Consider the following 22,540-nt stretch of genomic DNA (forward strand, 5'->3'; position numbering starts at 1 on the left):
TTAGCGCAGAAGTTATTTCATTATTATATAGAAATAAAACACCGAGTAAAGTTCTTACAACTTCTTTGCTTCTTTTGGGCTTGCTTGCGTAGGGGGATAGGTTCATTTGTCCAGGCAACGGTTTGCGCCGGGACAATGAACCTGTCCCTCTGTCCCACCCGGAACAATGAACCTGTCCCCAATTTATTAAACGCTATCTTTTTGAATCAAAAGGGACGATTCTCCACTTCCCATATTTGTATGGAAGCAAGAGAATCGTCCTTTTGCTTTTTATTTCCACTTCCGCTTAAACCTAAACGTCTCCTGCACATACCCATAAACGGATATAGGCGACATAATCATTTGATAGCCGAGAATATAGAACAGAAGGCCGAATTTATTTTTACGAATGCGGAGATTTAATGGGTTAAAAACGTATTTCCGTTGATAGAAAAAGAGAATTGAATAACTTAAGATTGTAAGTGGTAGAACGAATAAGGTCATGGGTCCGACAATCCAGAAATAACCGAAGAATGCTAAAATCAGTCCAGGAATCCAGAAGAATGTATAGGTGAAATCTAGATAGGGCATCGCCAGGTTGACGCCAGTGAGGTATTTTACGTAAAGTTGTGGCTGTTTCCATGGCTTTACTTCATTTAACCCTTCAATCATGCCCCTTGCCCACCTTGCTCTTTGACGAATAAAATGTTTCAGAGTTGATGGAACTTCGGTAAACGACACAGCCAGTGGTTCAAAATAAACCTTCCAATTTTTCTGTAGCAAGCGCCAGGTTAAAACTATGTCCTCCCCTATTGCATCCGGCCAACCGCCAACCTCCTTTAAACAATCCGTTTTATAGAGGCTATACGCACCTTGCGCCACCAAGGTCCCTTGATACAAACCTTGGAGTCTTTTAATCGAAGCAATCCCTAAGAAATAGTCCCATTCCTGAAGCTTCGTCCATAAATTCTCTCTACTGTTTTTTACCAAAACTGAACCAGCCACAGCAGCTACCTCTTCAGGGCTAGACTTCATGCGCGCAACAAGATATCGTATCGACGACGGATGAAGCAAAGTATCGGCATCTAACGTAATCACATAAGGAGTTTTCACAGCTTGTAACCCTAAGTTCAAAGCATGAAACTTTCCTTGTTTATCCTCGTGCATTAATTCAATCGGAAATGAAAGTTCCTTCATGGCCCTTTCAACCTCAGCAACCGTACGATCCTTAGAACCATTATTGATTACAATTGCCTGCATCTTCCCCTGATAATCCTGTTTATCAAGATAACTCAAAGTTTCAAAAATCTGCTCCTCTTCATTATAAGCAGCGATTAGCACCGTCACCTGCTCAGTAGGAAACTCATTTTTAAAAGCAGGCTGTTTATCTAAAATCAAGCTTAGTAACAGAAACGCATTCATATAACCAGGCAAATAAGAAATCCCTCCGATTATGAGAATCGCAAGGGGAAGCGAAACAATTTCCGCTAACTGATGCAACCACGGAAGAGACAGATAAAAAGAAAAACACAACCATAGAAGAGCAAACAAATGGCTAAACCAAAACTTAGCTATGACTGGAACATACCGTTCCTTCCGTTTCACTTCGAACGGTGTAGGATTTGAATGAATTCCGGGTTTCATAGAAGCACCTACTCTCTACATTAAGCAATATACTACTCTAAGATAAAGTAGCATATCCTTTACAAAATTAATAGAACCACTTATTGCCGTTTTATAGAGCTAAAACAGGATGGATTAACCTTCCAGCTACAAATAGCATCATTAATCATTCGACAAAAATTTACAAAACCCTTCACCCTTGAAAAGTTTTTTCTTTGGAAGCAATTGGGACGGTTCTGCTTCTCTTTTTGAACGTCCTTCGGTTCTGTAGACGCAATCAGAAACCTATGACAAAGTCAACAAAAGGAAGGAGAATCAACTAAAAAGTGATTCTCCTTCCCTTACCAATTCTATTATTCTCATTGGACCATTCTAGATGGGCTTGCGGACTCAAATTTCTACTGGTCTACAGATGAGAAGAAAGTGTCACATTCGTAGAAGAAGCCGATAGTCCCCTGGATATCCGTCGTCCACGATTAAGATATACTAATCAAACGTTTGGTTAAACTCGCCTTGCCACATCAACGTTTATTGGCACTGGTTCGAAAGTAACTGGTCTAAAATCCCTTCTCATTCGCGAGTAAATTCCACTCGTTTTTACTTACCCATGAACCTTCTCCACGTTGTTACAAGCACCACGAAGCCCAAACCGAATACCATGGGTGATAAAGGAGGAATAACGATGACGGTCACCTTCCCCGCCCAAATGAGAACACTGAAAGTCAGCAATGGACCTGACCAACAGTTTTTTTACCCAAGAGTAATTGGAATAAGGAACACAAGATTGGAACAGTTGATCAATCGTTCCATTGTCGGTCAAACTCAACAACTCATCAATCTACAAGTCAATCAATCTCCTTCAACCGTTGTCGAAATGTTGGGCACGTACGAAGTGAAGAATAATCAACGAGATGTCCTAAGCTTTTCGTTTTCTAATTATACCTACCACCATCAAGCAGCCCATGGGATGACGTATATCAAATCTTTAACCTTTGATTTAAAACAAGGCAAACGGGTGCGGCTGAAAGACTTATTTAAACCAGATAGTGATTATATCAACAGAATTTCCAGCTTAATCCAATCGCAAATTACAGAACGGGAAATTCCGCTTCTGGAAGAGTTCACAACCATTAAACCTGACCAGGATTTTTACCTTGCTGACAAAACACTTGTCATCTATTTTCAGCTATACGACCTCACTCCATATGTTTTCGGATTTCCAATGTTCCCTCTTTCTGTCTATGATTTACAGGATATCATCGTTGAAGATGGTCCACTCGGGAGACTTGCACAGAACAACTAATGCTTGGGACACGGGGACAGGTCCCTTGTCCCAAGCATCAGGGATGCTCCCTGGGACAAGGTGCCTGTCCCTTTGTCCCACCTCATTTGCTCACATAAGGGATTTCATCCCTTGGCAATGATTCAGGTCCATTCTCAATGGTCTCTTTTGTTAGCCCAAGATATACAGCCCTCTCCATCCAACTAATATCTGTTATCCACTCTGGTGAAAAGAGGACGTGTTTTCCTGGCCAAAAGTTTTTGGTATCAACCTCAACGGAACGAACGGCCCATGTCCGATCACAAATGATAAAGTCTTCTGCATGACCAATCCTTCCATCTTTGGCATGGATGTGATATCCTGACACCTCTTCTAAACTTCGTAAATGGGATTCCTCATTGGTATCGACTTGGACTCTAACGTTTTCATGTGTATTTTGCACCAATTCACTTGGGCTTGAGTAAAGACCCCAAAGGCCATTCTCTGCAGTCCAGTAAGGTGCATAGCCATAGTAATTTCCAAAATCAAGTTCATACTGCCTAGATATCGGTTGATCTTCATCCAATCCAGGACTATTTTTAATCTCTGCTTGTGTTAAATTGAGCTCGATACATCCTTCTAAATCATTCACTGTCAGAATCGACATGGGCGAAATAAGCACTTTCTTTCCTGGTAACCACTTGCGTGTATCAACGACCAAATAACGTGTTGTCCATTGCTTTTCGTCTATTAAGAGATCATGTACCGTTCCAATATTCCCGTCCTTCGCACGGATATCATATTTCTTTATCTCTTTTCCTTTATAAAAAATAAATATCTTCCTCCTCTACAAGTTGAAAGTGGTAGTAAACTCTCCCTCCCAACGTTTAAATATGTTAGGGGGATTGATTGCTACAATTGCGTTAAAGCCTCAAATCACTCGACATGCCTTCAATACCAATCGTTTATGGAGGTAATGAACTCTTTTTCTATCTTAATTAAAACTTCTTCTAGTTTCCTCTTGTAATGCTTGTCCTAATTTGGGAGTCGTGAGTAACGCGGTTGCTCCACAAACAGGAACATCTACAAGATTCTTAAAAACTTCCATTACTATCAACTCTCCTTTCAATGTGTATACTAGACTCTAACCTTTTTTACTAGCAATTAAACTACCATTTCTATCCAAGTGGGACAAGGGGACAGGTTCATTGTCCCAGCTCCTTCAGAGATACATGATCATTATCCAGGGAGGAAGTATGCTCTCCGGGACACGGTGCCTGTCCCCTTGTCCCACAAAACACTAAGAAAATCTTAAGAATTGTGTTCAGTGTTTGTTAAGATTTGATTGATATGATTCCCTTAGAGCAAATACTAAAGGGGTGATAGAAGTGTTGAACACCACATTTAGGAGTGAATTTTCATGAATATATTGGTTTGTGATGATGACAAAGCCATTGTCGATGCGATAGGAATTTATTTAGAGAACGAAGGCTATGCCGTATTCAAGGCTTTCAATGGATTAGAGGCGATTGAAGGAATCAGAGTGCATGAGATCCATCTCATTATCATGGATATTATGATGCCGAAGATGGACGGGATTAGAGCGACCATGGAGATTAGAAAAGAGAATAATATCCCTTTAATCATGCTTTCGGCCAAATCCGAGGATTATGACAAAATATTAGGACTGAATATCGGTGCAGATGACTATATCATCAAGCCATTTAACCCCTTGGAATTGATTGCTAGGGTAAAATCCCAGCTGAGAAGGTATACAACCTTAGGCGGTCTTGAAACCAGGAGCAATGTCTATCAGACTGGGGGACTTATGATCGATGATGAAACTAGAACGATTACCATCGATGGCGAAGCTGTCCATCTTACACCTGTACAATATAAAATTTTAAGGCTATTAACGGCGAACGCCGGAAAAGTATTCACGATTGAGGAGATCTATGAAAAGGTATGGAACGAAACATCCTTTAATCCGGAGAATACCGTAACCGTTCATATTAGAAAAATTAGAGAAAAAATAGAAATCAATCCGAAAGAACCAAAATATTTAAAGGTGGTGTGGGGAGTTGGATATAAAGTGGAAAAGCTATAGCCATTCCATCATAACGAAAATCATTGTTTTTATAATGACAATCTTGTGTTTTACAGGCATGGTTCAAGCCTTTGTTGAGGTGGAGATTGTAAATGATGGTGAGTTTGGCAGCATAACAGAGGAAAGTTACTTAGAGAGCAGGGCCTATGTACAGGAAAGTGAGAATCTGATCAGTGACCTCACAAGACTTTTAGGGGAGTATAAAAATGAAGAACATATTAAAAGCGGCAAAACGATTACTGAGGATGAATGGAGAAGTGTCGAAGAAACCTTATTTTACTCAGAATTTCAACATTCTAGAAGTTATAATCCTGAGCTAGGCGAAGAAAAGAACTTAGAAAATTTTAAAGTAGAATATGCAGATGAACTCACTGAAACTAAGGAACAGATGATCAAGGATGATTTAAGAGAGTTTCACGTACTCGTACAAAATCTCGAAGATTATAAGCCAGTGTTTTATGCCAGTGATGGGACCAATGAGTTTGCAAATAGTTCAAAGAAATCAAAGGAACAGTTTGAATCCTACCCTGCTTATATGATGTTTGAGGAATATCAACGAGAGTTTTATCCAAAGGAAACGGATGAAAATGAACATTTACATGTGATAACCGGACAAATAGATGAAATAGACTTGGAAAACACCGTTGTTTACGTAGCATTCACGGAATCATTTTTAAATGAAAAAACGGAAGCGTGGCAAGAAGGAAAAGCGATTGCGACAACAAACCTTTATAGATTATTAGGATATTTGACAGGATTTATTCTTTCATTTCTTTATCTCGTTCTTGTAGTTGGAAGAAAGTCATTTAAGGATCAAAAGTTACATTTCCGTCCGGTAGATAAACTATATAATGACATCAATATCGGATTATGGTTTGTTCTGTTAGGGTTCTGGGTTGTATTAGTGGATGATGTATTTGAAAATATTGATAAGATGATTATAGCAATTACGGTTCCTATTGCCACCTTAGGATTAATACTTATTCTGTCACTTGTGAAGCATATTAAAAATAGAACGCTGATCAAGCATACATTGATTTTTACCTTGATCTACAAATTAGTAAAATTCATTGGCGATGTATATAAGAGCGGAAGCGTTGGCGTAAAGACAGTACTAATCGTAGTTGGCTACCCGATTTTAGTGGCGCTAACGTTTTTCATGTTCCCAATCACGATTGGTTTGGCAGCCTGGTTTGCCTATAAAAAGGTCAAGTCCTTTCAGACGATCAAAGAAGGAATCGAGGTCATTAAGGATGGCAACCTTTATCATCGGATTGAAGTAGATGGAAAAGGTGAATTCGCCGGACTTTCCGAGAATATAAACAGCATCACCGACGGGTTGAAAAAAGCAGTGGATAGTGAATTAAAAAGTGAGCGGTTAAAAACGGAGCTGATTACCAATGTATCCCATGATATTAGAAACCCGTTAACTTCGATTATCACCTATGTGGATCTATTGAAAAATGAAAAAGACCAAACAAAGGTCGCCGAATATATCGAAGTACTTGATCAAAAATCACAAAGGCTCAAACTTTTAACAGATGATTTATTTGAAGCATCAAAGGCATCCAGCGGAAATATTCCCGTTCATTTCGAGAAAATTGCCATCGTGTCGTTAATCACCCAGGGGCTTGGAGAATTGAATGACAAGATTGAAGCGCATGGCTTAGAAATGAAGCTGAATTATCCACAAGATAAGGTGTATGTTACAGCCGATGGTAAATTATTGTGGAGATCCATAGAGAACTTATTATCGAATATTTTTAACTATGCACTCGAACGTTCAAGGGTCTATATAGACATTGAAGATTTGGGTGAAGAAATACTACTCAGCTTTAAAAACATCTCTGCCTATGAGTTAAATATCTCTGCAGACGAATTAATGGAGCGTTTCAAAAGAGGCGATGAATCCAGAACCAGCCAAGGAAGTGGATTAGGACTATCAATTGCAAAAAACCTTATTGAAATTCAAAAAGGTACATTTACCATTCACGTCGATGGCGATTTATTTAAGGCCATGATTTACCTGCCGAAACATCAATCTAATAATGAGTAAAAGCGGAAGAATAGGATATCGAGGGATGTCCTATTCTTTTTTTGGGTGGGACAAGGGGACAGGTTCATTGTCCCAGAACAAGAGTGCCTTCTCCTTTTCACCCAAATCTTCCGTACCGCGGAACAAGGTGCTTATTCCAATTTTCCGACCTCACATAATCACCAACGCAACAATCGAGATAATCGGAATAGCAGACATCAATGCTCCCCCAAGAAAACACAAGGTATTGACGATATTTTTAAGTTCCGTTGATGTCTCGCCAAACCCTAACGTATTCCTACGAATGTTAACGACTTGGAATAGGGCAAAAATAAGGACGGCCAGGACCAAGAGCAAAGGTATGAAGATATGTTGGTCTTTTGAAGAATCCATTGAAATAAAGCCAAATACAATCAATATTAACGGGACTGACTCACTCAATGCGACCTTAACGAAGAACTGCCCCTGCTTCTTTTGAAGCGATTGCATACTGATTTCCTCGTTCGCCTCAATTTTTTGCTTTACATACGCCATTAGGTTTTTAAATGCAGCCAAAATCCCGAATACAGCGATGATGGCAGCTAGGACAAATAGCCATGCCGGATTTACCATTAGAACCCTCCTTCTGTTTTTTCTCTAAGAGTACCCGGTTTTATAAAGGTTATCAACTGTGGGACACGGGGACAGGTTCACTGTCCCAGAAAGGAGTTAGGTAGTTCACTCACTCAATTTACGCGAAACATCAGGGATACGTTGCCTCTCCTAGAAAATGAACTAGCTTCTCCTTTCCATCCATTTAAGCCAGCCCCCTGGGACAAGGAACCTGTCCCTTTGTCCCGAAAATATTCCACTTCTATTTCCTATGAGTGCTGTGATATGATTATTCATTGTTCATCAATTGATAAATTAATAGGAGATGTATTGATTTGAAATTAAAATCTTTATTTCAAGATAAATGGGGAGTTTTGGGGATTGCGGTTATTTGTACGTTATTATGGGGCAGTGCTTTCCCGGTCCTAAAAATAAGTAATGTGGAATTGCAGCTCCCTGCAAATGACCCGATTGCCCAAATTGTCTTTGCTGGTATGCGGTTTTTATTGGCTGGACTGCTTTTGCTAACCTTCCTCTTCATCACAAACCGCAGACAATTACTGGTCAAACGGTCACATCTATTCATTTTAATTTTGTTTGGCATCATTCAAACAGCTGTACAATATTATTTCTTTTATATCGGATTGTCTAATGTATCTGGCATGCAAGGGGCGATTTTATCATCGAGTGGAATCTTTCTTGCCGTCATCATCGCGCACTTTTTCTATAAAAATGACCGGATGAGTTGGAAAAAATCAATTGGAATATTAGCTGGTTTCGTTGGAATTATCATCGCCAATTGGGGCAAAGAGTTTCAGTTCGATTTTCAACTAATGGGAGAAGGGTTCATGATTTTGGCTGGCTTGACCAGTGCGGTGGCAACAATCATGACAAAAGAGTTGGCGACAGACATCTCACCTGTTACCTTAACCGGTTGGCAATTAACCATCGGCGCCATCTTGTTGCTCATTATAGGAGTTCCCCAACTTAGTGAAAATGCGATTACCTTTACAGGGTATGGCTGGGGACTGCTGATTTATGCGGCCTTCCTTTCTTCAGTCGCATTTGCTCTTTGGACAACCGTTTTAAAATACAATAAAGCAGGCGAAGTGAGCATCTATAACTTCCTCACCCCTGTCTTTGGGACAATCTTATCCGCATGGCTAGTTCCAGGTGAAAGTTTAAACCTCATGATCCTAGCCGCCATCGGATTTGTCGCCTTCGGAATCATCATCATGAACTACTCTAGAAAAGAGCGGGACAAGGGGACAGGTTCACTGTCCCAGAAAAAGATTAGTTAGTTTCCTTTTTCGCCCAATTTTACCGCATTATGGTGGGACAGGGTGCCTGTCCCTCTGTCCCGACCCAGTTGATCGGAATATTTTTTTCTCTTCGGTCTTCCCTTCCAATATAAAAACTAGCTCCTTACTCGTAACACGTAGGTTAACTTGGTAAATGTTTACTGAAAAACACAAACCAAATCAGAGCTATAATACGAGAAGAGCTAGTTACTAAAAGTATAGCCAAAAAAATTAATTTTCAAACGGTACATGGGGACAGGATCACTGTCCCAGGACTAACAGTCCCCCCGTTTTCCCCACCTTGTCCCTATCACCTGAGACAAGGTAGTACCTGTCCCTTTATCCCTTTCTATAGTAAAATATTAAGATATGTTTAAAACGGGACACGGGGACAGGTTCACTGTCCCGGGACTACCAGTTCCCTGTTTCACCTACCTTACCGTATCAACTGGGACAAGGTGCCTGTCCCCCTGTCCCACAGGAAGGAGTTCAATTTACATGTCATATAAAATGATTGTTTTAGATTTAGATGATACGTTGCTTCGGGATGATCATTCGATTTCTGGTCGGACGAAGGAAGCGTTGATGATGGCTCAGGAAAAAGGGGTTAAGGTGGTCCTTGCCTCTGGTCGTCCAACGTTTGGAATGATTCCAATTGCTGAAGAGCTATCTTTAGCGCAATACGGAAGCTTCATCCTTTCTTTTAACGGAGGAAAAATCATTAATTTTAAGACAAAAGAGGAATTGTTTAGTAGCACTTTGTCTTTAAGTGCCGTTAAAAGGCTTTATGAATTAAGCCAGCGTGAAGGTGTAGGGATCCATACGTATGTGGGGGATGAAATTATTACAGAAGTAGACAACCCCTATACAAGGAAAGAGTCCCAACTAACAAAATTACCAATTAAACTAGTAAATAGTTTTGTTGAGGGTGTAAAAGAAGAAGTCGTGAAAGCGTTAATGCTTGGCGCCCCTGAAAAATTAAAGGCTGTTGAGGCAAAGCTTCAAGTCGAATTAGCTGAAGACTTTAGTGTGATGCGTTCCAAACCTTACTTTCTAGAATTTACGGAAAAAGGCGTTACTAAAGGGACAAGCCTGAACCATCTAATTAAAGAACTAGGAATCAAACGGGAAGAGGTAATTGCGATTGGGGATAGCTATAACGACCAGGAAATGATAGAATTCGCAGGTCTTGGCGTTGCCATGGGAAATGCTCCTGACGATATTAAAGAAATAGCTGACCACGTAACAGATACCAATATGAATGACGGTGTAGCTAAAGTTGTTGAGGAATTTGTGTTGCGCGATTTGGTAACAATTTAATGTAGGAAACAGGGACAGTTCATTTCACTGTCCCTTTATTTATATTCCCAAGATGGGACAAGGGGACAGGTTCACTGTCCCACGATTTATGAGCTTCAAAAACCTCCGGGTCTAGGGGGGAGGCTGGGACAAGGTGCCTGTCCCCTTGTCCCACTTGAAAGGAGAAATTGTGATGATCAGTCAGTTAATGAAGTTGTTGGAAGAACGTGAGGATGAGATGGTTGCCATCCGGCGTTAAAGAGGTAGAAACGGCAGCCTATATCGCAGATTTTTATAGTGGAAAAGATGTTGAACTAGTAACGGATGTAGGAAATGGCCATGGCATTGTTGTAACAATCCAAGGGAAACAGCCAGGGAAAACCGTGGCACTTCGAGCTGATTTTGACGCTCTCCCTATAAAAGAAGAAACCGATGTTCCTTTTAAGTCAAAAAATGAAGGGGTTATGCATGCTTGTGGTCATGATGCGCATACTACGTACCTTCTAGTTTTGGCAGACTGCCTCATCCAATTAAAAGATCAGCTTCAGGGCACCGTTAAAATCATTCATCAACATGCAGAAGAAGTTCCTCCTGGTGGAGCAAAAAGCATTATCGAGGCAGGGTTTCTAGAAGATGTCGACGCCATCTTTGGCATTCATGTTTTACCGATGGCTCCTGCTGGAACCGTTGGTTACCATAGTGGTTATTCTTTTAATGGCCGCGCTTATTTTAAACTTAAGGTACAGGCGAGTGGTGGACACGGTTCTTCGCCACATAAGGCGAATGATGCGATTGTGGCAGGTGCGTATTTTGTAACAGCTGCCCAAACGATTGTTAGTCGCAGAGTGAATCCATTAAACGCGGGTGTCGTGACCATTGGTTCTTTTGACGGCAAAGGAAGTTTTAATGTTATCAAAGATAGCATTGAGATTGAAGGAGATATCCGCTATTCAAATGACGAAACCAAGGAAGTCATCAGCAAGGAACTTCATCGAATGGTGAACGGGCTCGAAGAATTATTTGCTGTAAGCTGTGAACTCACGTAGGAACCCGACTATCCACCTCTCTATAATGATCCCGAATTGACATCATTTGTAGGCAACATCTTAAAAGAAGTTGAGGATAAAAATATTACACAAGTAAAGGAATTTCCAAAACTATCACCATCAGATGACTTTGCGTATTATCTAGAAAAGGTCCCCGGCTGTTATTTTTATATCGGGTGCACGCCAAAGGGAGTAAAAGAACCTTACTTCAATCACCATCCTAAATTTGATCTTGATGAGGATGCCATGCTTGTCGCCGCCAAATCAGTGGGATATGTTGTTTGCCATTATTTAAGCGGGACATAACTGTCTGGGATGGGACATGGGGACAGGTTCACTGTCCCGGGGTAAAAGCCTCCTGATTCATCCAAATCTATCGTACAATCTGGGACAGGGTGCCTGTCCCCTTGTATCCACCGCTCTCCTTGTACCCAAAGAAAGGAAGCAAGAGGCCCGTCCCCTTGCTTCCTTCAGACTATTTGCGCCAGGCTTTTTCTATATGATCAAGTTCACTCCATAATGGTTGGAGGCCATGTTGGTTCATGTATTCATCAAAGCGAAGACAGGTTTCTTCTTTGATTTCATCCCCATCTAACCAAATTGTATCGCACTCATCGCAAATATAGATGGTACGAGCTAATTTTTTGACCTCTGCTTTGCAGATAATCCCTTGACCCTCACAATAAGGGCATTCTACCACTTAACTACACCGCCTTTTACTTATTCAACGGGAAAAGATGTGATTGATAATTTTGGATGTGTCTTTTTTACTAAAATTATTCGGATTGTCGTTACTCCTTGAGTACCAACTATTCTACCCACTGAAATATTATACACTTCATTTCCGTTTCTTTGTACAATTGGAGGTACTCCTGACCTTACATTCCACGCTTCATCTATTAAACATAAAAGTCTATTCTGTTGTGCCACATTAAAGACAGAATGTCTAGGGTTAGAGGGTCGTACTACATCATTTTTCTTTCCTAAAAACAATAAACCATCTGTTGCAGGAACATCCTAAAACCAATTAAAAAGGAAGCAAGAAAACCTCCCTTGCTTCCTTAAAAATAACGACTGGGATCAATTTGATCCATTGCTGAACGTTTTGGTATATCTTTGGATGAGTCGAATTCTGTTAACTCTCGTTCTGATGCGGTATGATCCATTGGCTTTGTTAAGGGCCTGTTGTTCTGTCTTTCCACTATAACAAGTATCTTCTCTTGTTGCATTTCCTGTTCATAACGATTGGCTTCTTCTTCGGGAATGCCTAATCCAATAAGGGCCCCCGTTATACCGCCAACCCCAATTCCCGCCGATCCACCAACGAATGCCGCGGCAATCGGTCCTGCTGCAAGAATAGGTCCAATTCCAGGAAACGTAAACGCCCCAAACCCGGCTAGGAGTCCAGCCAAGCCTCCTATTAGACTACCTGTTGCAGCACCGGTCTTTGCACCTTCATTCATCTTTGAACGAGTGGGTTCCTCAATTCCGAGTTTTTCTAGCATTTCCTTGTTATTTGTAATCATTGAAATATCTTCCTGAGCATATCCTTGTTTTTTTAATTCCTCCACCGCTTGGACTGCCTTAGCTTCGCTATCATATATCCCTACTATTTGAATAACATTTTCACTAGTCATGCTACTCCTCCTCTAAGAAGTCATTTATATGTAGATACCCTTAGGGGAGGGAAGTAAACAAACGGGACAGGGGGACAGGTTTACTGTCCCGGGAGTAAAGGCATCCTTCTTTACCCAAAACAGGCCTTTCAAACCGGGACAAGGGACCTGTCCCCGTTGTCCCTCTCAACTCGGGCAAGGAACCTTGGCCCTACCTCCGCTGGTCTAGTAGTCTCTTTTCTTTTCTGTTTAGGCTTCCGGGGGTTACTTTTTTTAGTACGGGGGTGACACGAATGATGTCTTGTACTTTTGTAACTAAGGTTGCGCTTAAGGGCTGGTTTGTTTCAACTGATATTTCAAGGATGTCTTGCTCGCGGTCCTTTGTAACAATCGCTTGAAAATGGGGGTATCCGACTTGCTCTAATACTTGGGCAAGCTGCTTTTCGCGGACAAACATTCCTTTTACCTTTACCCCGTCGCTTACTCGTCCAAGGACTCCTTTTATCCTTTTTCCTTCATGCCCTTCAACCCATGCGGATAAATCTCCTGTGCCAAAGCGGATTAAAGGATAGCTTCTATCAAAAAGGGTGACAACAATTTCCCCTTCACCGGAATCAACTTCCCTGCCAGTCAAAGGATCACAAATTTGTACGATCGCTGAACTTGTCAATTTTAACCCTGCCCCTTGTTTATCTTCGAATGCGAGGCACCCGCAATCAGCAGTACCATATCCTTCATATACAGCAATTCCATTTTCTTCGCATCGATTTCTCAACGCAGCAGGCAGCATTTCCGCGGTGAAAAATACTTTTTCAATGGAAAAGTCCCTATCCCCGACCAGCCTTTTTCTTCAATCGCGTCGAGTAAAATCGAAAAGAAGCTCGGGGTTCCGACATATCCGGTTACGCCCAGATCCTTCATCACTTGAATTTGTAACTCGCGATTTCCTGTTCCTGCCGGGATAACCGTGGCGCCGATTTCTCTCAGCGCCGAGTCAAACATAAAGCCCGCAGGGGAGAGATGATAGGAAAACGTGTTTTGCACAATATCGCGAGCGGTGAATCCTGCAGTACGAAGCGCCTCTGCGAATCTCCAAAAATCGTTTTCATGTGTTTGCGGGTCATAGATGGGACCTGGAGACATGAAGATTCGTGCCATTTCCTTCGAATCTACTGTAGTTAAGTTGGCAAATGGTTTATCATCCGACTGTAACTCAGGTAACCGATCTTTTTTCAGTACCGGTATCTTCGCAAGATCCTCCACTGTCGAAATATCAGCTGGCCGAACTCCTGCCTCATTCATGTGGTTTTTAAAGCCCATCGCATGATCGTATCCGTATTGAATGAGTTCACCTAGACGATCCATTATAACCACCGCTTTCTTCTTTTATAAGATTTAATATTTTTATAGCTTTTCCTGCCTTTTTCACCCATCCCTAGATAAAATTCGCGGACATCTTGATTGGATAGTAGTTTATCGACAGGTCCATCCATGACAATTCTGCCGTTCTCCATGATGTAGCCGTAGTCAGCAATCGATAAAGCAATATTGGCATTTTGCTCGACGACCAAAATGGTGGTCCCTTCTTCTTCATTAATTTTTTTAATAATAGCAAAGATCTCTTTGACTAAAAGCGGAGCTAGACCGAGCGATGGCTCATCTAAAAGTAGAACCTTCGGCTTCGCCATAATTCCGCGCCCAATCGCGAGCATTTGCTGTTCCCCTCCTGACAAATAACCCGCTTGTCGAGACTTAAGCATTTCTAGCTTCGGAAAGTAGTGATAAACCTTTTGGATATCCTGTTTAATCTGTTTCCGATCCTTCCTTGTATGAGCCCCCGCCAGTAAATTTTCCTCCACGGATAGATACTCAAACACCCTTCTCCCTTCCATACACTGAAAAATGCCCTTTTTCACAATCGCTTCCGCATCACGAACATCAATCCGCTCCCCGTCCATTTCAATATACCCGTCGGTCACCTCGCCATTCTCACTCTTTAATAACCCTGAGATGGCTTTCAAGGTCGTCGTTTTCCCAGCTCCGTTGCTCCCCAATAATGGCGACAATTTTCCCTTTTGGGACCTGCATTGACATTCCCTTTAATACTAAAATCACCCGGTCATACATGACTTCAACATTGTTAATGATTAGCAATCATAGCCCCTCCTCTTTTTACTTAAGGCTCTGTTAAAGGTGGCTTGTTGATTTTCGCTCCAGGCACGAGCGGTTCGCGGGCGTGCCGGGGAGCCTGGCTAGCTGCAGCGCCTAGCCCCTCGAGTCGCTTCGGTCCGTCAGTTGAAGTCAAAGAACGACTTCAGCTGCCTGACCTCCAGCGCTTGCCGGGGCTGTCCAAGGCGCTTCCGCTTTTCTAACTCCTCGGCGCTTAAGCACCTGTGAAGTCTCCACTAAGTCTCCACTGCCCCGTACTCCCGCAGGACACTGAATTTACATCCTTGAATTTGCCCACGCACGCGAAAATGTGCAGTTCATTTTCGAGGATCCTGCTAGGCTCCCTTATTTAAATTACAAAAAGGCCCGTCAGGTATTTTTCCTGACGGGCCTTTCACTTACATAGTTTTTCATTGGAATCCGACCAACAACCCTAACAACATTCTTGACTTGGCTACTCTATCTAGCACTCTCAAAAATTAATCCTCGGCAAACTTTGAATGATTGTACAGCACGTATCGACTATAGTCCGCATAAACTCTGATTCATAAATAGGCTGGGACACAGTGCCTGTGTCCCACAAAAAATATTACAAGTAGATAGTGACCTCTGCCTCTTTACGCAATCCCTCAACAATCGTTTGTGCGGCTTCTTGCTCTTTTTGCATTTTTAATTGTTCGGCCAACTCTGGTTTTAACTCCTCAAAAGATGGGAGCTCTCCTGCGTCTGCACCCATTTGCTCTTGCTGGGCTTTTGTTTGATCGTAAAACTCTTGTAACTCTTCTTCTGTTGGTTCCAAGTCTCCTGACTCTTCAACAATCAGCTGACTTACTTTTACTTCAGTTTCAACCTGAGACCTGACTTCTTCTTCTGACATGCCTTGCTCTTCAAAGGCTGCAAACAGAGCCTCTTTCGATTCAAGTGCATTTAGTTCGGCAATTTCATCCAATGTTGCCTCTATATCTGCTTCAGTTGCGGTTATATTCCGGCTTTCCGCCTCCTGGATTAGAAGTTTTGAACTGACCATGCTCTCAGCTATCTGTTCTTTTAATAAATCTTGGTCTAACTCTTGTCCAGACATCTGATATTGTATAGCAATTTGCTGGAATTGCCCTGAATAATTTTCTTCAAATTCTTCACTAGTAATTTCTTCCCCATTTACTTCAGCGACAACATCAGGAATCCCTTCCAAATCAGGCTGAGGCATTTCCGCTTGTTCTGTGCCTTCTTGTGTATTTTCTTGCTGGTCTGGCTCTTCTGCTCCATCATTACCATTTCCACTGCATGCAGCAATCACAAATAAAGATACGACAAGGATTAAAATTCCCAACCATTTTTTTCTCAATATCATTCTCCTCTATCATAAAAGTTGTGTGTAAGTGTAACATATGAAAATCGATTCTGTAAAATCATCTGGGATGGGACACAGGGACAGGTCCACTGTCCCTAGGTACCATATCCTCTACGAACAACTGGGACAAGGTGCCTGTCCCCTTGTCTTTCCATGGCTTATTTTAGTAAGTTTGGCAGCCACAGGACCATTTCGGGCCAGTAGGTGATGATGGCTAGGGCGATAAAGGCGGCTGCTAAGAACGGAAGGATGGCTCTAGATAATGATTCTAGTTTGACATTTCCTAGTGCGGAGGCGATATATAGGCCCGTTCCGACAGGAGGAGTCAACAATCCGATGGTTAGGTTAATACAGATAATAACCCCAAAATGGACTGGGTCGATCCCATAAGAGGCAATGATTGGGATGAAAATGGGAACGAGAATGATTAAAGCTGCAATTCCATCCATAAACATGCCGACGATCAGGAGAAAGATGTTTACGATCAATAGAAACACGATTGGATTATCTGATAACGAGGTCATCCAGGTCGCAATCGTATGCGGAACTTTTTCGAATGACAGCATCCAGCCAAATAGATTGGCCATCGCAATTAGCATCGTAATTGTTGCCGTTGAAATCGTCGTATTAATCATAACCCCTGGCAAGTCTTTAATCTTTAACTCTTTATAAAAGAAGAAACCTACAATCAGAGCAACAATACAGGCGAATGCAGCAGACTCTGTCGGTGTAAACGCGCCGCTTAAAATCCCAGCGATAATGATGATTGGAACAAGCAGGGCTGGGAGCACTTTTACAAAAGAAGTACTCATTTCTGTAAATGTTGCTTTCTTACTTGTTGGCCATTTTTGTTTCCACCCCATATAGCCAATCAAGATAATAAACGCTAAAGCGAGGATGATTCCTGCAAGGACTCCCGCGAGAAACATCGAACCTATCGAGGCACCGGAACCGACTCCATAAATAATAAATAACTTACTCGGTGAGATAATCGGTCCAAGCAAACCAGCCGTTGCTGTTGTTGCGGAACTGAACTCTTTTGGGTAGCCTTCTTTTTCCATCGAAGGCACCATAACTCGGCTCATCAGTGCAATTTGCGCAGTTGATGAGCCAATAATGGATGCCAGCAACATATTTCGCAAGAGTTTCCAGGCGATTTTCTACAATAGATGAATATTTCATAAAGTAGAATAGGGTATCAACAAGTGCTCTTTTCCTATCTAAGAACAATTGATTGGATCTATCGCGGGACAAGGTGCCTGTCCCTCTGTCCCACTATCTACTCGGTCAATTACACTTTTGGATATTCCTGTTATTCTAGCAATCTGCCTGACTGACACACCTTTTAATTCTTTTAGGCTAGCCAAGATAGCATCTCTCTCTTCTTTTTCCATTTGCTGGAGCTTATTCTTTTCCATATATCCTCTAGTTCGTAGGTAGTCTTGCACCTGGCTATCGGATATCTTCGGTCTTGCTCGGTCTTCTAAAAATCTCTCATCGTTTTCTTCCGCCATGTAGACCGTAAATTGCTTCAAGGCTATCTTTCTGTCTTCATGGAAGTGGCTCAGCCCGGTATCAATTGTAATAAAATGGGCTTTACCTAGATATTCCTGTATACTGGTCCATTTGGAATCAAACACCGTTTTAGCCAGCCCTGCCTTTAATGGGTTTTGATGAATGTACCTAAGAACTCTTAAAAAGGAAAACTTCGTTTCTATCTTTTCACTCTTGAATCGATCCTGAAACAAATGTCCACACCGTTCATATTTGGTATTGTACCAATAGACATAGCTCGAACTGATTCTTTTAATGGAAATCGAAATGCTCTCTTCCTTCTCCCTAATTAACAAATGGATATGATTGTCCATCAAACAATAAGCATACAAATCAAATTTACTAATCTCTTTATACTTTTTTAGCGTCTCTAAAAACTTCCTCTTGTCCTCATCCTCTTCAAAAATGGTCTGTTTATTAATTCCTCTCAACATAACATGATAAATACCCGTACAGCTTTTAGCCCTTGCTACTCGTGGCAAATAAAATCACCTCATTTATTTGTTAGTCGGGACAAGGGGACAGGTTCACTGTCCCAGTATTGGCCCAGTATAAATATGCTCAATCCTTAACCTGAGATTGAGCCCTGGGACACAGTGCCTGTCCCTCTGTCCCGCTTGGAAGAGTAAATAATGTACTAATTGAAGAAGGATAAGATGATTTGAAAATAACTTAACGTAGTGAATAGAAAACAGGGGTAAGACAACGCAAAATGAAAGATACCTAAAGGAGAGTAGAAAGAAAAAACGAAGAGATTCACAAGGCTATATTCAACAAAAACATTAAAATTCCTGCAACCGTACTCTAAATAATTTGGGATATAGGTTCACAGGTTCACTGTCCCAGTTCTGTTAATAATACTTAAGTCTAAAATGACCGCTATAAACAGAAGTGGGACACGGTGCCTGTCCCCTTGTCCCGCCTCTCACCCATCCAGCGCGCGTAGGGTTTTTTCGCGGATTTGGATGCGGTTGAGGTAGTCTTTGGCGACGAGTTCGGTGTAGATGAGGTCGAAGAATAGGAAGAGCGGCAAGGTTGGGGAGATGTTTTGGCCCATATGCATATTGGTTTTGCTCATCACATTCATGATTAAATCCGCTAACTGAGCGAGTTCGGACGTTTTTTCACTGGTAATGGCCAGAATGGTTGCACCTTGTTGCTTCGCAATTTTCACCGCATCGATGACTTCTCTCGTCTGCCCGGAAACTGATATGCCGATGATCAAACTATCTTCTGTTGCTAGCGCCGCATCCATTACCGCTTGGTGCGGGTCGGTAATCGACTCGACATTGACGCCTATCCGGAAAAACTTCCATTTAAACTCTTGCGCAGCGATGCCAGAGTTGCCAATCCCATAAACGTGGACCTTCTTTGCGGCGTTCAAAAGTGAAACTACCTCCTGCAAAACGGGATATGTGATATTCCGAAATGTCCCTTCAATTATCTCGAGATGATTCTGATACAACTTAGAGAAATAATCAATTTCCTTGATATCACTTGTCTTCGTCGGTCTATTTTTTAAATCAATGTACCGCTTTAATTCATGCTTAAATTCATTAAATCCCGAGAAAGAAAGCTTTTGACAGAAACGGGTGATGGTTGCTGGCGAAAGATGATTCTTTTTCGCGATTTGACTAATCGACAATTGACTGATTTCTTCGGGGTGGGCAATGATGTAGTTGGCCAATTCAGCCTCGGAGCTCGTGAATTTCTCCATACTACACTCTATTCCATGAAGCAGATTCTCACCAAGATACTCCATATATGTACTCCTCTTTTAAGTTAATCCATCTCTTCCATTATAAACGATTTAGTTCTATTCTTCGTTAAACGACTGAAAACTATCACACACTGCTAAGTCAAAAAAAAGGCTGTTTTCGTAAAGAATGTTGTTAAAATCCAAAAGCCGATTTTAACGCAGAAAAAGCTAATTAGTGCGTCTTAACTAAGTCTGCAGCTCTTTTCTCATACTCAAAAAGCGATCTTTCAATGAAAAACATAGCATTCAAGTACTATTTAGGCTCCGAAAGCCAGAATGTTTGAGAAAAGAGCCTAAAAAAATAACCCAAAGCCCAATTAAGGCCCAGGGTTACTTTTAGCAAACGACTTAGTTCTTTAACGCGTCGGCAAATTTCTTTGTAATTAGTTGCGGTCTTGTAATCGCACCACCAACGACGACCGCATGAACGCCAATATTTAAAACGGACTTCGCAATTTCTGGTGTCGACACATTTCCCTCTGCTAAAACCTTTGCGTTCTTGACTTGTTTGACAATCTCGCTAATCACCGCATATTCATGATCGTCGATTTTCAAGCCATTTGTTTCTTCTGTATAGCCATATAAAGTGGGTGCGACGATATCAAACCCTAACTCATCGGCAAACATCGCTTCTTCGACCGTAGAGACATCGGCCATCAATAAAAGGTGGGGGTACTTGGAACGAACTTCTTTATAAAATGTTTCCAAATTACTGCCGTCCGGACGAATGCGGTTTGTTGCATCGGTCGCAATAATCTCCGCACCACTTTCGGCCAATGCATCGATTTCCTTCATCGTTGGCGTGATAAACACCGGGTGGTCACCGTACACTTGTTTAATGATGCCAATCACAGGTAAGTCGACTTGTTTTTTAATTTCGACGATATCTTCAACGGAGTTAGCCCGTATCCCAACCGCTCCGCCTTCTTTAGCAGCTAAAGCCATTCGTCCCATAATGAACGAGCTATGCAAAGGCTCTCCTTCTAATGCTTGACAGGAAACAATTAATCCTTTTTTTATCTGTTCTAGCACCTGATGCAATGGAAACACTTCCTTATCTAGAGATTTAATTTCCTAAATACTCTTCGACTTCGTTTTTCACAATCGTAACTTGAGGTCCGTAGATGATTTGCACGCCAGTTCCCTTTTTCACGATTCCTTTTGAACCCGTTGTTTTAAGCACATCATCCTGAACCAAGTTTTCGTCCTTAATCGTGACACGTAGACGTGTAGCACAGCAATCAACAATCTCAATGTTCTCGCTTCCGCCTAAACCTTTCACGATTGTTTTGGCACGGTCTGTTGCAGCAACTTGTGCGGAATCAACAGTTTCTTCTTTGTCTTCACGGCCAATCACTTTGAAGTTCTTTTTACGAATTAAGAACTTAAAAGTGAAGTAGTAAAGGAAGAACCAAGGAATCCCGACAAGTAATACATACGGCCAGTTTGTTTTATCCACACCCTGAAGAACTCCAAAAAGAATAAAATCAATAAATCCACCAGAGAAAGTTTGTCCAACCGTAATATTAAAAATGTCTGCCATCATAAACGCAAATCCATCAAAAATCGCATGAACAAGATATAAAAGTGGCGCAACAAACAAGAAACTAAATTCTAATGGCTCGGTGATCCCTGTTAAGAAAGAAGTTAATGCTGCTGATAAAAGGATCCCCGCAACCACTTTACGATTTTCCTTTTTCGCACAGTGATAGATGGCTAAAGCTGCACCAGGTAAACCAAACATCATTGTAATAAAACGACCAGACATGAATCTTGATACGCCTTCGTAATACTGAGTCGTTGAAGGGTCTGCCAATTGGGCAAAGAAGATATTTTGCGTACCCGAGATCAATTTATCACTAATTTCCATCGTACCACCAAGGGCTGTTTGCCAGAATGGAAGATAGAAGATGTGGTGTAAGCCCATTGGTCCAAGCATACGTAAAATGAATCCATATAATAATGTTCCGATTTCGCCAGTACCTGTAACAAGTGTTCCTAACTGATTAATGAACAATTGGAAGTATGGCCAAATCACAAACAGCGCGGCACCGACAAAAATCGAAGCAAAAGAAACTACAATCGGAATAAAACGAGAACCACCAAAGAATCCTAACACTTGTGGCAACTGAATTTTATTGTATTTATTGTGCAAGGCAGCTGCGACAATCCCGACGACAATCCCGCCAAATACACCGGTTTCTAATGTTTGAATTCCAACGGCCATTCCCTGCCCTGCGCCGGCTAAATTATCTTCGGCAAGTTTTCCGGTTATGCCGAGCAACGCACCAATGGCACTGTTCATCACGAAATAACCAATCATTGCGGCCAAACCAGCCGTTCCTTTATCCGAACGAGCTAGACCAACAGCAACACCGACTGCAAAGATAATCGGTAAGTTTGCGAACACAATATTCCCTGCCGCACTCATGATGGTAAAGATCGCTTGAAGCCATGCAATATCTAAAAACGGATAAGCTGCAACCGTATTTGGGTTGGAGAGCGCTCCGCCAATACCTAATAACAAACCAGCAGCCGGCAATACGGCAATTGGAAGCATAAACGATTTTCCAAATTGCTGGGCTTTTTCAAAAGCCTTTTTCATTGATGACAACCTCCCTTGTGATTCAAATGTTTTTGGTTGGGAACTTACACTTGCATCATAACCCCCGAATAACCGGATTTCAATGGAGTTGCAATCGTTTTCAAGGTTTTTCATCCTTTTGCAGGTTTTCATGAAAATGTTTTCAAAGCTTGCACTGGTAGTTTTCCATTCTGTCAAATATGCCTGTGTTAAAGAACACTGTTAATTTTTCATCCCTTTGATTAGAGCGGAAATCAACATCCAG

Annotated in this window: 18 protein-coding genes and 2 pseudogenes; 6 read left to right on the forward strand and 14 right to left on the reverse strand. The window is 41.6% G+C overall.

Going from position 1 to position 22,540, the window contains the following annotated elements; genetic code table 11:
* Window positions 1-270 precede the first annotated feature (270 nt).
* Window positions 271-1,623 (reverse strand): glycosyltransferase, encoded by a 1,353-nt coding sequence (locus tag LG336_RS24685; protein WP_404330122.1) that lies wholly within the window; start codon window positions 1,621-1,623, stop codon window positions 271-273.
* A gap of 661 nt (window positions 1,624-2,284) precedes the next feature.
* Here LG336_RS24685 and LG336_RS24690 point away from each other — a divergent pair.
* Window positions 2,285-2,905 (forward strand): DUF3298 domain-containing protein, encoded by a 621-nt coding sequence (locus tag LG336_RS24690; RefSeq protein ID WP_404330123.1) that lies wholly within the window; start codon window positions 2,285-2,287, stop codon window positions 2,903-2,905.
* 82 nt (window positions 2,906-2,987) lie between these two features.
* On the opposite strand, the gene LG336_RS24695 is transcribed toward LG336_RS24690, so the two are convergent.
* Window positions 2,988-3,701, reverse strand: coding sequence for a PRC-barrel domain-containing protein (locus tag LG336_RS24695; protein ID WP_404333278.1), 714 nt, complete (start codon window positions 3,699-3,701; stop codon window positions 2,988-2,990).
* 582 nt (window positions 3,702-4,283) lie between these two features.
* On the opposite strand from LG336_RS24695, the gene LG336_RS24700 reads away from it, so the two are divergent.
* Both LG336_RS24700 and LG336_RS24705 read left to right on the forward strand, forming a co-directional pair.
* Window positions 4,284-4,970, forward strand: coding sequence for a response regulator transcription factor (locus LG336_RS24700; RefSeq protein ID WP_404330124.1), 687 nt, complete (start codon window positions 4,284-4,286; stop codon window positions 4,968-4,970).
* On the forward strand, window positions 4,945-7,026 hold the full coding sequence (locus LG336_RS24705; protein ID WP_404330125.1) for a histidine kinase dimerization/phospho-acceptor domain-containing protein: 2,082 nt from the start codon (window positions 4,945-4,947) through the stop codon (window positions 7,024-7,026). The genes LG336_RS24700 and LG336_RS24705 overlap by 26 nt, the downstream gene beginning before the upstream one ends.
* A 150-nt stretch (window positions 7,027-7,176) precedes the next feature.
* Here LG336_RS24705 and LG336_RS24710 read toward each other — a convergent pair whose 3' ends face one another.
* A complete protein-coding gene (locus LG336_RS24710) occupies window positions 7,177-7,617 on the reverse strand; it encodes a hypothetical protein (RefSeq protein WP_404330126.1) in 441 nt (146 codons plus the stop codon).
* A gap of 314 nt (window positions 7,618-7,931) precedes the next feature.
* Here LG336_RS24710 and LG336_RS24715 point away from each other — a divergent pair, with 314 nt between their 5' ends.
* The 3 genes and pseudogenes from LG336_RS24715 to LG336_RS24725 all read left to right on the forward strand — a co-directional run bounded on the left by LG336_RS24715 (window position 7,932) and on the right by LG336_RS24725 (window position 11,548).
* Window positions 7,932-8,897 (forward strand): DMT family transporter, encoded by a 966-nt coding sequence (locus LG336_RS24715; RefSeq protein ID WP_404330127.1) that lies wholly within the window; start codon window positions 7,932-7,934, stop codon window positions 8,895-8,897.
* Between the two features lie 498 nt (window positions 8,898-9,395).
* Window positions 9,396-10,217, forward strand: a complete 822-nt coding sequence (locus tag LG336_RS24720) for a Cof-type HAD-IIB family hydrolase (RefSeq protein WP_404330128.1) — start codon at window positions 9,396-9,398, stop codon at window positions 10,215-10,217.
* Between the two features lie 172 nt (window positions 10,218-10,389).
* A pseudogene (locus LG336_RS24725) lies at window positions 10,390-11,548 on the forward strand (amidohydrolase).
* A gap of 169 nt (window positions 11,549-11,717) precedes the next feature.
* On the opposite strand, the gene LG336_RS24730 reads toward LG336_RS24725, so the two are convergent.
* The 11 genes and pseudogenes from LG336_RS24730 to LG336_RS24780 all read right to left on the reverse strand — a co-directional run bounded on the left by LG336_RS24730 (window position 11,718) and on the right by LG336_RS24780 (window position 22,296).
* Entirely contained in the window at window positions 11,718-11,942 is a 225-nt protein-coding gene (locus tag LG336_RS24730) for a hypothetical protein (RefSeq protein WP_404330129.1), read from the reverse strand.
* A gap of 361 nt (window positions 11,943-12,303) precedes the next feature.
* Entirely contained in the window at window positions 12,304-12,879 is a 576-nt protein-coding gene (locus LG336_RS24735) for a general stress protein (protein ID WP_404330130.1), read from the reverse strand.
* A 190-nt stretch (window positions 12,880-13,069) separates the two neighbouring features.
* Window positions 13,070-13,633, reverse strand: a complete 564-nt coding sequence (locus tag LG336_RS24740) for a phenylacetate--CoA ligase family protein (RefSeq protein WP_404330131.1) — start codon at window positions 13,631-13,633, stop codon at window positions 13,070-13,072.
* Window positions 13,630-14,223, reverse strand: a complete 594-nt coding sequence (locus tag LG336_RS24745) for a phenylacetate--CoA ligase family protein (RefSeq protein WP_404330132.1) — start codon at window positions 14,221-14,223, stop codon at window positions 13,630-13,632. The genes LG336_RS24740 and LG336_RS24745 overlap by 4 nt, the downstream gene beginning before the upstream one ends.
* Window positions 14,223-15,012, reverse strand: a pseudogene (locus LG336_RS24750) (ABC transporter ATP-binding protein). The gene LG336_RS24745 and the pseudogene LG336_RS24750 overlap by 1 nt, the downstream one beginning before the upstream one ends.
* Before the next feature lie 604 nt (window positions 15,013-15,616).
* Window positions 15,617-16,378 (reverse strand): SurA N-terminal domain-containing protein, encoded by a 762-nt coding sequence (locus tag LG336_RS24755; protein ID WP_404330133.1) that lies wholly within the window; start codon window positions 16,376-16,378, stop codon window positions 15,617-15,619.
* A 158-nt stretch (window positions 16,379-16,536) separates the two neighbouring features.
* Window positions 16,537-17,511: a TRAP transporter large permease gene (locus LG336_RS24760; protein WP_404333279.1), complete on the reverse strand. Its 975-nt coding sequence runs from the start codon at window positions 17,509-17,511 to the stop codon at window positions 16,537-16,539.
* A gap of 87 nt (window positions 17,512-17,598) precedes the next feature.
* On the reverse strand, window positions 17,599-18,414 hold the full coding sequence (locus tag LG336_RS24765) for a transposase (protein WP_404330134.1): 816 nt from the start codon (window positions 18,412-18,414) through the stop codon (window positions 17,599-17,601).
* A 443-nt stretch (window positions 18,415-18,857) separates the two neighbouring features.
* The gene (locus LG336_RS24770) at window positions 18,858-19,694 is read right to left on the reverse strand and encodes a MurR/RpiR family transcriptional regulator (protein WP_404330135.1); all 837 of its coding nucleotides are present in this window, start codon (window positions 19,692-19,694) and stop codon (window positions 18,858-18,860) included.
* 345 nt (window positions 19,695-20,039) lie between these two features.
* Window positions 20,040-20,732 (reverse strand): N-acetylmannosamine-6-phosphate 2-epimerase, encoded by a 693-nt coding sequence (locus LG336_RS24775; RefSeq protein WP_404330136.1) that lies wholly within the window; start codon window positions 20,730-20,732, stop codon window positions 20,040-20,042.
* Between the two features lie 25 nt (window positions 20,733-20,757).
* The gene (locus LG336_RS24780; RefSeq protein WP_404330137.1) at window positions 20,758-22,296 is read right to left on the reverse strand and encodes a maltose/glucose-specific PTS transporter subunit IIC; all 1,539 of its coding nucleotides are present in this window, start codon (window positions 22,294-22,296) and stop codon (window positions 20,758-20,760) included.
* Window positions 22,297-22,540 lie beyond the last annotated feature (244 nt).

It is taken from the genome of Mesobacillus maritimus (assembly GCF_044803185.1).
GTDB lineage: Bacteria > Bacillota > Bacilli > Bacillales > Cytobacillaceae > Mesobacillus_B > Mesobacillus_B maritimus_B.